Source organism: Flavobacterium sp. GNP008 (assembly GCF_056428965.1).
In genome coordinates this window covers 69,472-82,056 of record NZ_JBWJVL010000001.1, presented here as the reverse complement: position 1 = coordinate 82,056, position 12,585 = coordinate 69,472, and the positions used below count along the sequence as shown (strand labels likewise).

Genomic DNA, 12,585 nt, shown 5'->3' with positions numbered 1-12,585 from the left:
CGCTGTATCCTCGCCAAAAAAATCGAGGGATGCCACTTCAATCGGGGCTAAATAACAAAATTCTGCCTAATTTATCAACAACCAGCAATAACATCAAATAATTTTTAAAATAAAATTGTAAATTGCAGTCTTAAATTATCATATTCATAAAATGGAACAACAAATACCATATATCCCTAACAATAAAGTAAGAATTGTAACCGCTGCAGCTCTTTTTGACGGTCACGATGCCGCAATCAATATTATGCGTAGAATCATTCAGTCTACAGGTGTTGAGGTAATTCATTTGGGCCACGATAGAAGTGTGGAAGAAGTCGTCAATACAGCGATTCAAGAAGATGCCAATGCAATTGCAATAACGTCGTATCAAGGTGGTCACAACGAATATTTCAAATACATGTACGACTTGCTTCAGGAAAAAGGAGCAGGGCAAATTAAAATATTTGGTGGCGGCGGAGGAGTAATCCTGCCTTCTGAAATTGCCGAATTACAAGCGTATGGAATCACCAGAATTTATGCACCAGATGACGGACGTGCTATGGGATTGCAGGGTATGATAAATGATTTAGTACAACAATCCGATTATCCTGTTGGAGATACACTGACAGATGAAATAAAACATTTGGAACAGAAAAATCCAAAAGCAATTGCCAGAATCATTTCATCAGCAGAGAATTTTCCGGAAATAGCGGCCAAAACTTTGGTAGCCATCCAAAAAAAGAATCTGGATTGTAAAACTCCAGTTCTTGGAATTACAGGAACCGGTGGATCTGGAAAATCATCATTAGTGGATGAATTAGTGCGTCGTTTTCTAATCGATTTTCCTGAAAAAACTATTGGATTAATATCGGTCGATCCATCAAAACGGAAGACAGGCGGTGCCTTGTTAGGCGATAGAATTCGAATGAATGCCATCAATAGTCCTAGAGTTTACATGCGTTCATTGGCAACACGCCAATCAAATCTGGCTTTGTCTAAATATGTTGCCGATGCGATTCAAGTGATCAAAGCAGCAAATTATGACATCATAATCCTGGAAACCTCAGGTATAGGACAATCGGATACGGAAATCATGGATCACTCTGATGTATCCTTATATGTAATGACACCGGAATTTGGTGCGGCAACGCAATTGGAAAAAATCGACATGCTTGATTTTGCCGACTTGGTAGCAATAAACAAGTTTGACAAACGCGGTTCTCTGGATGCATTGAGAGACGTTAAAAAACAATACCAACGCAACCATAATTTATGGGATGCTAATTTAGATACACTTCCGGTTTTCGGGACGATTGCCTCGCAGTTTAACGATCCGGGAATGAATACGCTGTACAAAGCGATAATGGATAAAGTCCATGAAAAAACGGATTCTGATTTGAAATCAACGTTCAAAATCACGCGTGAAATGAGCGAGAAGATTTTCGTTATTCCACCGCATAGAACGCGTTACTTATCTGAAATTGCCGAAAGCAACCGAAAATATGATGTTACTGCGGTAACTCAAGAACAAGTAGCACAGAAATTATATGGAATTTTCAAAACGATTGAAACGGTAACCAAAAAAATACCTGAAATAAACAAAGCAGGAATTAATGACGATTCAGTTTTACCAAGTGCTTTGGAATCTGAAAAACCAGGTGCTGCTGAGGACAAAATATTTTTGAATCTTTTACTGAATCAATTCGATAAAGTAAAAATGGATTTGGATTCCTACAATTGGGAAATTATTTTGACTTGGGACGAAAAAGTAAACAAGTACAAAAATCCAGTTTATACGTTTAAAGTTCGGGATAGGGAAATAAAAATGGCGACCCATACAGAGTCACTTTCGCATTCCCAAATTCCGAAAATTGCGTTACCAAAGTACAAAGCTTGGGGTGATATTTTACGTTGGTGTTTGCAGGAAAATGTTCCTGGAGAATTTCCTTTTACCGCAGGTTTGTATCCTTTTAAACGGGAAGGAGAAGATCCATCTCGAATGTTTGCCGGGGAAGGTGGACCAGAAAGAACGAACAAGCGTTTTCATTATGTAAGTGCAGGATTACCGGCAAAACGATTATCAACGGCTTTTGACAGCGTAACTTTATACGGAAACGATCCACATGTACGTCCTGATATTTATGGAAAAATCGGTAATGCTGGAGTTTCTATTTGCTGTTTGGATGATGCGAAGAAATTATATTCTGGTTTTGATTTGGTTCATGCTATGACTTCGGTGAGTATGACTATCAATGGGCCAGCGCCCATGTTGTTAGGTTTTTTCATGAATGCGGCGATTGACCAACAATGTGAGTTTTACATCAAAGAAAATGGTCTTGAAAAAGAAGTTGAGGTAAAAATCAACAAAATTTATGAAGCAAAAGGAGTTGAAAGGCCGCATTATCAAGGTGATTTACCTCAAGGGAATAATGGTTTAGGGTTGATGCTTTTGGGTGTAACCGGAGATCAGGTTTTACCTTTGGAGGTGTATAACGAAATAAAAGCAAGAACGTTATCTCAAGTACGTGGAACCGTTCAGGCTGATATTTTGAAAGAAGACCAAGCCCAAAACACCTGTATTTTCTCTACGGAATTTGCGTTGCGATTGATGGGTGACGTACAGGAATATTTCATTACTAAGAATGTTAGAAACTTCTATTCGGTTTCTATCTCAGGATATCACATTGCTGAGGCTGGTGCAAATCCGATTACGCAATTGGCTTTTACACTTTCAAATGGGTTTACGTATGTGGAATATTACTTGAGCCGTGGCATGAACATCAATGATTTTGGACCCAACTTATCGTTCTTCTTTTCGAATGGAGTTGATCCAGAATATGCAGTTATCGGTCGTGTGGCACGTAAGATTTGGGCCAAAGCCATGAAAAATAAATACGGTGCTAACGAGCGTGCGCAAATGTTGAAATACCACATTCAGACTTCGGGACGTTCCTTGCACGCCCAGGAAATAGATTTCAATGATATTCGTACGACTTTGCAAGCGTTGTATGCCATTTATGACAACTGTAATTCATTGCACACCAATGCCTATGATGAAGCAATTACCACGCCTACGGAAGAATCAGTGCGACGTGCGATGGCGATTCAGTTGATAATCAACAAAGAATTAGGATTGGCCAAAAACGAAAATCCAATTCAAGGTGCTTTCATTATTGAAGAGCTAACGGATTTAGTGGAAGCTGCAGTTTTACTCGAATTCGACCGAATTACAGAACGTGGTGGCGTTCTTGGTGCTATGGAAACCATGTACCAACGCAGTAAAATTCAAGAAGAAAGTTTGTATTATGAGACTTTGAAACATACCGGTGAATTTCCAATTATTGGTGTGAATACATTCTTGAGTTCTAAAGGTTCTCCAACAGTAATCCCAGCCGAAGTAATTCGTGCCACTGAGGAAGAAAAACAATACCAAATTGATATGTTGAATCATTTACATCAGTCCAATCAGGATTTAGTAACGGAGCATTTAAATACGCTTCAGGAAGCAGCCATTAAAAACGAAAACTTATTCGAACATTTGATGGAAGCAACGAAGGTTTGTTCTTTGGGACAAATAACATCTGCATTATTTGAAGTAGGTGGGCAGTATAGAAGAAATATGTAATTCATATTTATAATCAAAGAAAAGGCTGTCCCAAAAGACAGCCTTTTTTATTATGACTCCAGAAGGATACTAATTAATAGTTGCAAGAGTTTTATTTTTCATCGTTGGTTTGTACACTTCCGAGATTGCTTTTGTTGTTAATTTTTTTTTGTTGGGAGGTAGTAATTTCGTGTTTTACTTTTTTTAGATTGTTTTCGACAATCAAATAGTACATTCCCACTGGAAATTCATCTAAATTATATGTTTTTGAGATTCCTTTTTCACCGGTAGCTTTTTCGGTGTAGATTAAATTATTGGCATCATCATAAATAGATACCATAGCCTTTTTAATTTGGTTTAGAGTAAAGCTAATTTCATTTCCTTTTCCTTTTTTTACGTTAAGTAAAAAATTGTAGTCAATTGCATGCATACTCATGCTAGTCATTGTTACTATCAACAATAAACTTAATTTTAAAATGTTTTTCATAATTCTAGTTTTTAAATGAATAGTTAAAATTTCTATTGTAAAACTATAATAAGAATCGCTTCCGGAATAGAACTTTATTTTCTGATTTAGGTGCTATTTTATCATCATAATGCCGATTAGGGATAAAATACAATAATTTATAAATTAATTTATGTTAAAAAAGTATATATTATTTAATTTCTAAATAAAAAAAGTAAAAGGTTTTTGTTTAATGTGGAGTTAATTATTAATTGAATTTTTTTTACAAAAATACATCAATATTGAATTAAGCTATTCAAAATGAATTAATTGCTTTTGTAAAGTGTATTCGATTTTTGAACGATAAAGCAGATTTTTCTGAAAAAGTGTATATTTACTTTTCAATCACCAAAAAAACTATCAAATGAAAAAACTTCAGATTCTATTTTTATTCTTCCTTCTTGGATACACTGCATTATCTTATGGTGCTAAAGCCGATACGTTACAAATCCCGAGTTCAGCTATGAATAAAACCTATAAAGCTGCGGTAGTATTGCCCAGTTCTTATGCAAAAAGCAAAGGTAATTATCCCGTTCTTTATCTGTTGCATGGCGCTTATGGTCATTTTAATGATTGGTTATCTAAAACTCCCGATAAGAATTTATTGCATAATTTAGCCGATCAGTATGATATCATAATTGTAATGCCGGAAGGGGAAACTTTCAGTTTTTATCTTGATAGTCCTGTTAATAAAGGAAGTCAGTTTGAAACGTATATCACAAAAGAAGTAATTCAGAAAGTAGATAATACCTATCGGACAATAAACGACAGAAAAGGACGCGTAATTACAGGACTTTCTATGGGAGGTCACGGGGCATTGTATCTTTCCACAAAACACCCGGAACTGTTTTGTGCAGCGGGAAGTATGAGCGGAGCAGTAGATATGGGGAGCATGATTAATCCAGAATCTAAAGAAAGAGTTACTAAACTAATGGAACCTGTTTTTGGAATTGAAGGAGTACCACAGGAAGTGTATGCCTCAAATGCTGTTTTAAATATGGTTGATAAAATAAAAAGTAACAAACTGGAATTAATTATAGATTGCGGAGTAGATGATTTTTTGATAGAATCTAACAGGGAATTGCACCGAAGATTCGTTTATAATAAAGTTTCTCATGATTACACAGAACGTCCAGGAGCGCATACTTGGGAATATTGGGAAAATGCGTTGCCTTCACATGTGCTTTTTTTTAGTAAAATTTTAAAAAATAATGCTGTAGTGGTAAAATAGACTTTGTATGTTTTAAATTTTTTAAAAGGCCTTTCATTACCATCACATGAAAGGCCTTTTGCATATAATCTACTAAAACAATAACGAATGTTGATTAGACTAATCTTTAATTTTTTTCAATTTTAAATAGCCTATATGCAGTGGGTTTTGTTCTAATGGCATTTCGGACTTTGTGATTTTTAACGAATATAAAGCTTTTAATTGCGCTGGTAACATGTCTAACACATTATAAATATCATCTATATCTATTCCATATTGATCGTCAATATGTGAAGGTGCTTCTTTGAAACCGCAATGTTTATAAAATGCAGTTTTTTTTGATTTTTTTGATGCCAATGCTAGACTAGCAGCAACTGTAATCATTTTGTAATGGTATTCTTCAAATTCATTTTCTTTATAACCTCCTAAATTGATGAAAAATAATTGTTCTGGAGTAATTTGTACCGCTGTATTTTTTGGAACAATTTCAATAGAGAAGTCATCAACCACAGAAACTTCTCGCCAGGCATCAATATGAATTTTACCTTTAGCTTCTGGCCAAAAAAGATTTATTTGAGGAATCAATTCTTTTAAGGATTTACCAATTCCAAAAAATATATCATGCTGTTCTGTAAAGCGTCCTTCTGGAACACAGCCTAGCATTATCATGTATAATTTAAGTTCATTTTCCATAATTCAAAAGTACATTTTTTTTTAAAATAAAGTTTGGCACAATTCATGAATAGAGTTTTTAATATAAATTATAAAAACGATAACGAATGAAAAAAATTACCTTATTTTTAGTTTTCATCGGGATGATGGCACTACAGAGTTGTGAAGTTAATGAGACTGTGGATAATGATACCATTAGTGAAGTTTTTGAAATTACGACTTCATTTAATTCCAATAATAATTACAGTAAATTGGTTTCTTTTGATCCACCAATTTACTCTTCGGATGCAGTTTTAGTATATCATCTATATGATACTGTAAATGGGGAGGATGTATGGAAGTTAATGCCTCAAACGTATTATTTCAATGATGGCGGAGAGTTGGATTTTAATTTTGATTATTCAAAGTTTAATGTAAATATTTTTCTAAAGGCTAACTTTAATTTAAATACTTTACCGGCTAGCTGGACACAAGACCAGACTTTTAGAATTGTAATAATACCCGCTAGTTTTTCTACTACTGTTAATAAGAATAATTTAGACGCGGTTATGTCTGCCTTAAAGGTTAGTAAAAGTGAAATTCAGAAAATTAATTTTTAGATTGTATTTTTAATATAAAAAAAGGGAAATCGTAAAATTTCCCTTTTTTTATTTATTTATATGAATTCCTTACTGCTTTTTCTCAAGGAGACTACAATACCAGCTATTAGTGAAATAGCTATAAAGGCTAGGGATCCCCATTCAGGAATTTCAATAAAATCATGAAGCACCATTTTAAATCCTACGAAACTTAAAATAGCAATGAGGCTGTATTCCAAATAACTGAATTTAGCTAACATATTTGCCAAGAAGAAATACATAGATCGCAATCCTAAAATAGCAAATATATTGGAACTAAAAACCAAAAACGGATCATTAGTAATGGCTAATATTGCGGGAACGCTGTCAATTGCAAAAACAACATCCATTACCTCGATTACTACAAGAGCAACAAAAAGGGGTGTTGCTGCAGTGATGTGTCTTCTTTTTACAAAAAAATGTTCCTCATCAATATGGTTAGATATGGGGATTATTTTTCGGAGTGTTTTATAAACAAAAGATTTTTTAGGTTGGAATTGCTCGTCCTCATTGCTAAACAGCATTTTCATGGCGGTGTATATAAGGAAAGCTCCAAATATATAAGTCATCCAAGAGAATTTATTGATCAACATTACTCCAAAAAAGATCATTAAGCCTCTAAAGACTATGGCTCCTAATATACCCCAAAATAAAACGCGATGTTGGTATTTTTGAGGGATTTTAAAAGCAGAAAAAATTATTGCAATTACAAATATATTGTCAATACTTAATGACAATTCAATCAAATAACCAGTTATGAATTTTATTGCTGCAGTTGTTGGCTTTAATTCATCTGGATTAGCAATGTAATTATTACTGTAAAGCCAATAAATCACACCTGAAAACATAAAAGATAAAGTGACCCATATTGCAGTCCACTTCCCGGCTTCCTTAGAACTTATAATATGTGGCGTCTTATTAAAAACTCCTAAATCAAGAGCTAGAAAAATCAAAACAGCGGTTAAAAAAGAAATCCAGACAATCATAAATTTAAGGTATTTGTATTTTGTGTAAAGATACTTTTTGATTTTTTAACTTTAACAGATATTTTAAGTAAAGTTAATAGTTGTTTATTATTTGATTTTTTATGTAATTCTCTTCCTGAAAAAAAAGTACCCTTAAAATTACTAAGTTGTGATTTCTGATGCTTTTTTTTAGGAATCTCACAAATTTGGAGGTTTAACCCATAAAAATTAGAGGCAAAATTTTATAAAAGTAATAATTAAATTATATTTGCATCAAAATAATAGGGGTCTAATTACTTAAAAACAATTTTTATGTCAACATTACGTTTTCAAGCTTTGAAAGAAGCATCGACTAGAAAGCCAATTAAATTTGAAGAATCTGATAGGAAATCAACTATTTTTGGTTCTAATGTCTTTAATGACAAAGCGATGAAGCAATTTCTAACTTCAGATGCTTTTAAAGGAGTGCGCGATGCAGTACAGCATGGAACTAAGATTGACAGGAAGTTAGCCGATTATATCGCCATGGGTATGAAGGAGTGGGCTTTGTCAAAAGGAGTGACTCATTATACACACTGGTTTCAACCTCTTACGGGAACAACTGCTGAAAAACATGATGCTTTTTTTGAGACATCTTATGATGGTAGCGATCCAGTAGAGAAATTTGGTGGAGCGCAATTAGTACAGCAAGAACCTGATGCCTCTAGTTTTCCAAATGGAGGAATAAGAAACACTTTTGAAGCAAGAGGATATACAGCTTGGGATCCAACATCTCCAGCATTTATTTTTGGAACTACATTGTGCATTCCTACGGTTTTTATTTCTTATACCGGAGAGGCTTTAGATTATAAAACACCTTTATTGCGTGCTTTAACGGTTATGGATGAGGCTGCTACTGAAGTATGTAAATATTTTGATAAGAATGTAAAAAAAGTTACTGCGACTTTAGGTTGGGAACAAGAATATTTTTTAGTTGATAGAGCCTTAGCGGATTCTCGTCCCGATCTTATGATGACTGGAAGAACTTTGTTAGGCCATACATCTGCAAAAGGACAACAACTTGATGACCATTATTTTGGTTCTATTCCTACCCGTGCATTAACTTACATGAGGGATTTAGAACAAGAATGTATGTTATTAGGGATCCCTGTAAAAACGCGTCACAATGAAGTAGCACCAAATCAATTTGAATTAGCACCAATTTTTGAAGAAACGAATTTAGCTGTAGACCACAACTGTTTATTGATGGATGTGATGCAAAAAGTAGCTGAACGTCATGAATTGAAAGTATTATTTCATGAAAAACCGTTCAAAGGAGTTAATGGTTCCGGAAAACACAACAACTGGTCATTAGCTACGGATACTGGAGTCAACTTATTAAGCCCCAGCAAAACACCAATGAGTAATTTGCAGTTTTTGACTTTCTTCATTAATACCATCAAAGCAGTAAATGATAATGAATCATTATTAAGAGCTGCTATAGCTTCGGCAAGTAATGATCATAGATTGGGAGCTAATGAAGCTCCGCCTGCAATTATATCAGTTTTTATTGGAGGACAATTGACTAAAGTTTTGGCTGAATTAGAAGGTGTAACTGCTGGAAAATTATCTCCTGAAGAGAAAACAGACTTGAAATTAAATGTAGTGGGTAAAATTCCGGATGTCCTTTTGGATAATACAGATAGAAATAGAACATCACCGTTTGCCTTCACAGGAAATAAATTTGAGTTTAGAGCGGTAGGTTCAACAGCTAACTGTTCTAATGCAATGACTACTTTAAATGCAATAGTTGCTAAGCAATTAAGAGATTTTAAACTGGAAGTTGATGCATTGATTGATTCAAAAGACATGAAGAAGGACGATGCGATTTTTAATGTATTAAGAGAGTATATCAAGCAATCTAAAAAAATCCTTTTTGAAGGGGATGGATATAGTGAAGAATGGGAAATCGAAGCTGCAAAAAGAGGATTGAGTAACTTTAAAACAACTCCTGAGGCATTAAAAGCAAGAATTTCTAAACAATCATTAGACTTATTTTCCGAATTGAATATCATGAACCACATTGAGGTGGAAGCGCGTTACGAAATTGAATTAGAGGAATACACTAAAAAAATCCAAATTGAAAGCAGAGTTTTAGGTGATATTTCTAAAAATCACGTTATACCTACTGCAATACGTTACCAAAATACGTTGATCACGAATGTTAAAGGTTTGAAAGATATTTTTGGAACTGATTTTGAGACTATTGCTAAAGAGCAAATTGTGTTGATTAAAGAGATTTCAGGTCACATTGAAGGAATCAATTCTAAAGTGGAAGAAATGACTAACGAAAGAAAAATAGCAAATAATTTGACTGATGCACAGGAAATGGCAGAAGCATATTGTAATAAAGTAAAACCCTATTTTGAAATCATTAGAAATCACTGTGACAAATTAGAGCTGTTGGTAGACAATGAAATATGGACTTTAACTAAATATAGAGAGTTGTTATTTACTAAGTAATCTACTCATAAACGTATTAAAAAGAGGCTTTTTCATTAAAAGCCTCTTTTTTGTTTATCATAAATGCCAAAAATAGTATTTGTTAGTATTTATCTTACTTTATAAAATTCGATTTTAGTTCTTTATCGACTTACTTAATCACTTCATCGAAAATATCTATAAAGGATTAAAAAACAGTTTGTTAGTTTTTTGATTCGAAAAATTCTTTTCTATCTTTGAAATGTAATATTGAAATAAGCAATAAATTAAAAACACATTTCTTATTAAATATTCCATAAAGAGAGGTTCCCCAAATCACTTTTAACCTATATATTAATTTGTATTAACAACCAATTAAATATATTTATTATGAAAAAAGTAATTTTAAGCATCTCCGCGATGCTAGTAGGTTCATTGGCTTTTGCACAAGGGAACATGAGTATGGTTAACCAACTTGGAGTTGGCAATGTTGGTTTTGTAACGCAAGCGGGATTACAAAATGATTCAGATGTTTTGCAAATAGGTTTTGCAAATCTTGCGATCATTGATCAAAGTGGAAGATTCAATGAATCAGACACAAATCAAGCAGGGGCACTTAACTATGCAGATGTTGAGCAAGACGGACGCCGCAATGATGCTTACATTGGGCAACTTGGAGTAGCTAATGCTGCTTACATTGATCAAGACGGAAGAAGAAATGACGCTGTAACCGGTCAATTGGGTTTCTTTAACGTATCTCAAACTACTCAAATCGGTAGAGATAATTCTTCCACAACATTACAGTTTATTGCAGGGAATTATTCAGACGTAATGCAAGAAGGGCATGATAACAATTCCACTGTTATTCAAGTTGGTTTTGGAAACGCATCTTATGTTGATACATATGGAGAGTTCAACAATGCTATAACTCTTCAATTTGGTGTTGATAATACTTCTAATATCAATCAAGATGGAACTGCCAATACTGCTTGGACTATCCAAACAGGCAGTGATCATATGAGTACGGTTAACCAATGGGGTTTAGGCAATTTAAGTGTAGTAGTACAATCTAACTAACTTTTACATTATTAAAGGGGACGGAGCTGTATATTCAACTCTGTCCCTTTTTTTTACTTTGTTTTATTTCAAATTAATTCATTTTTGAATTTAATTTTTTAGACAATATTTATTTTTATGGCAATATTAATAAATTAGAAAATCATGAAATCAAAGCTAAATAATATCCTGTTTGTAATTGCACTTGTACATACACTTTTTATTAATGGACAAGTTTTACAACCTAGCGAGTTTTCGTTAGGTTTATATGAACTGGTAGATAAGGTTAAAAATTCCAATTTTAATAATGATGGAATTGGTCAAGTTGAGCCATTAGACAAATATCTTCAGAATAATAATTTGATTCAGATTGCGCAGGTAGGTTTTAATAATTACTCGACTATTAATGTTAAGTCTGTAAATTATGAAATTATAGTTCATCAGAATGGATTCAATAATTATTTGAATATGTATAAAAACACGAGTGATTTAAATCAATCTGTTTCTCAATTAGGTTCTAATAATTTTATAAGTGATTTTTCATTATACACTGATGGTTCCACAAATATGTCTATAAATCAAGAAGGAAATAATTTATCGTTGTATAATAATGGCACAAATTCAATATCTAAAGATATGAAAATTACACAAACGGGAAATTCAGGGGCGATTTATATATTTAATCATTAACACTATGAAATCATTTATATTTAGGATAGTTTCTATTTCTTTTTTACTGTTCATAACAGTCGGTTTCTCTCAAAATATAAATAAAGACATTAAACCAAAAATAGAAGTTGAAGAAGTTGAAAATACACTTTCAATAACTGGAACTGTGGAGAATTTAAAATCAGAGTTTAGAAATATCTCCTTTAAACTTACCGTTTTTAAAAAGAATAAATTGAATTCTAATAGATCCGATAATGCACAAGATGGTCGTGTAACATTAGAGCCTATTCAAAAAGTTATTCTTTCTAAAACACAGATCAACAACAGCAAAGAGGATCAAATTATTATATTATTATTGATTTTTGATGAAGATAATACCATAATTGGAAAAGATCGTGTCGTTTTTGGTGGAGCGGACGAGACTAAAGTTATTATACTTAAGCCCCAGGACGGTCTAGAAATGTTGGGTATAATTTCTAATGAAACTAAAACTAAGTTAGGAAATGATTTTTATGATTTCTTCTATTCCGAATTTTCGAAATTAAAAATCAAATCTCAAAAAATAATTACTGTTCAAGAAGAGTTGACTTTTGGACGAACCACTAAGATTATTCTAAAAGTCGATAGTGATGTTATCGAAGAATTTATAGCCAGGCCTGATGAAGATTTTTTAAAATATGTGGCAGAATCATCTGCTACTAAAATCTTTCAATATTTTAAAAATATTGAAAAGCAAGCTAAATTTATTACTCAATACTAATCTTCAACTTCAATTTGTTGCTATCGCTTTTTTAAAGTATTAATTTCATATTGTTAGGCTTCTCATATTTTAAAGTTTTTTAAACCAG

At 33.1% G+C, this 12,585-nt stretch carries 10 protein-coding genes; 7 read left to right on the top strand and 3 right to left on the bottom strand.

Annotated elements, in window-relative coordinates; translation table 11 throughout:
- Positions 1 to 151: 151 nt before the first annotated feature.
- On the top strand, positions 152 to 3,604 hold the full coding sequence (locus tag AC0608_RS00410; protein WP_478287738.1) for a methylmalonyl-CoA mutase family protein: 3,453 nt from the start codon (positions 152 to 154) through the stop codon (positions 3,602 to 3,604).
- A 91-nt stretch (positions 3,605 to 3,695) separates the two neighbouring features.
- Here AC0608_RS00410 and AC0608_RS00405 read toward each other — a convergent pair whose 3' ends face one another.
- Positions 3,696 to 4,070 (bottom strand): T9SS type A sorting domain-containing protein, encoded by a 375-nt coding sequence (locus tag AC0608_RS00405; RefSeq protein WP_478287737.1) that lies wholly within the window; start codon positions 4,068 to 4,070, stop codon positions 3,696 to 3,698.
- A 382-nt stretch (positions 4,071 to 4,452) separates the two neighbouring features.
- Between AC0608_RS00405 and AC0608_RS00400 the strand changes: the two genes are divergently transcribed.
- The gene (locus AC0608_RS00400; RefSeq protein ID WP_478287736.1) at positions 4,453 to 5,319 is read left to right on the top strand and encodes an alpha/beta hydrolase; all 867 of its coding nucleotides are present in this window, start codon (positions 4,453 to 4,455) and stop codon (positions 5,317 to 5,319) included.
- 99 nt (positions 5,320 to 5,418) lie between these two features.
- Here the strand turns inward: AC0608_RS00400 and AC0608_RS00395 are convergent, their stop codons facing one another.
- Positions 5,419 to 5,991, bottom strand: coding sequence for a DUF1543 domain-containing protein (locus AC0608_RS00395; protein WP_478287735.1), 573 nt, complete (start codon positions 5,989 to 5,991; stop codon positions 5,419 to 5,421).
- A gap of 86 nt (positions 5,992 to 6,077) precedes the next feature.
- On the opposite strand from AC0608_RS00395, the gene AC0608_RS00390 reads away from it, so the two are divergent.
- Positions 6,078 to 6,569, top strand: coding sequence for a hypothetical protein (locus tag AC0608_RS00390; protein WP_478287734.1), 492 nt, complete (start codon positions 6,078 to 6,080; stop codon positions 6,567 to 6,569).
- Between the two features lie 56 nt (positions 6,570 to 6,625).
- On the opposite strand, the gene AC0608_RS00385 is transcribed toward AC0608_RS00390, so the two are convergent.
- Complete coding sequence (locus AC0608_RS00385) at positions 6,626 to 7,573, bottom strand: TerC family protein (protein WP_478287733.1); 948 nt, start codon at positions 7,571 to 7,573, stop codon at positions 6,626 to 6,628.
- Between the two features lie 291 nt (positions 7,574 to 7,864).
- On the opposite strand from AC0608_RS00385, the gene AC0608_RS00380 reads away from it, so the two are divergent.
- The 4 genes from AC0608_RS00380 (at position 7,865) to AC0608_RS00365 (ending at position 12,497) form a co-directional block, all read left to right on the top strand.
- Positions 7,865 to 10,054: a glutamine synthetase III family protein gene (locus tag AC0608_RS00380; protein WP_417958304.1), complete on the top strand. Its 2,190-nt coding sequence runs from the start codon at positions 7,865 to 7,867 to the stop codon at positions 10,052 to 10,054.
- A 348-nt stretch (positions 10,055 to 10,402) separates the two neighbouring features.
- The gene (locus AC0608_RS00375) at positions 10,403 to 11,089 is read left to right on the top strand and encodes a hypothetical protein (protein WP_478287732.1); all 687 of its coding nucleotides are present in this window, start codon (positions 10,403 to 10,405) and stop codon (positions 11,087 to 11,089) included.
- 144 nt (positions 11,090 to 11,233) lie between these two features.
- Positions 11,234 to 11,758, top strand: a complete 525-nt coding sequence (locus AC0608_RS00370; RefSeq protein WP_478287731.1) for a hypothetical protein — start codon at positions 11,234 to 11,236, stop codon at positions 11,756 to 11,758.
- A 4-nt stretch (positions 11,759 to 11,762) separates the two neighbouring features.
- Positions 11,763 to 12,497 carry a CsgE family curli-type amyloid fiber assembly protein gene (locus tag AC0608_RS00365; RefSeq protein WP_478287730.1) on the top strand — a complete coding sequence of 245 codons (735 nt, stop codon included), beginning with the start codon at positions 11,763 to 11,765 and terminating at the stop codon, positions 12,495 to 12,497.
- Positions 12,498 to 12,585 lie beyond the last annotated feature (88 nt).

Coding starts and splice junctions, on each gene's coding strand:
- AC0608_RS00385 (WP_478287733.1), bottom strand. CDS start 7,573: ATGATTGTCTGGATTTCTTTTTTAACCGCTGTTTTGATTTTTCTAGCT.
- AC0608_RS00395 (WP_478287735.1), bottom strand. CDS start 5,991: ATGGAAAATGAACTTAAATTATACATGATAATGCTAGGCTGTGTTCCA.
- AC0608_RS00400 (WP_478287736.1), top strand. CDS start 4,453: ATGAAAAAACTTCAGATTCTATTTTTATTCTTCCTTCTTGGATACACT.
- AC0608_RS00365 (WP_478287730.1), top strand. CDS start 11,763: ATGAAATCATTTATATTTAGGATAGTTTCTATTTCTTTTTTACTGTTC.
- AC0608_RS00390 (WP_478287734.1), top strand. CDS start 6,078: ATGAAAAAAATTACCTTATTTTTAGTTTTCATCGGGATGATGGCACTA.
- AC0608_RS00380 (WP_417958304.1), top strand. CDS start 7,865: ATGTCAACATTACGTTTTCAAGCTTTGAAAGAAGCATCGACTAGAAAG.
- AC0608_RS00375 (WP_478287732.1), top strand. CDS start 10,403: ATGAAAAAAGTAATTTTAAGCATCTCCGCGATGCTAGTAGGTTCATTG.
- AC0608_RS00405 (WP_478287737.1), bottom strand. CDS start 4,070: ATGAAAAACATTTTAAAATTAAGTTTATTGTTGATAGTAACAATGACT.
- AC0608_RS00410 (WP_478287738.1), top strand. CDS start 152: ATGGAACAACAAATACCATATATCCCTAACAATAAAGTAAGAATTGTA.
- AC0608_RS00370 (WP_478287731.1), top strand. CDS start 11,234: ATGAAATCAAAGCTAAATAATATCCTGTTTGTAATTGCACTTGTACAT.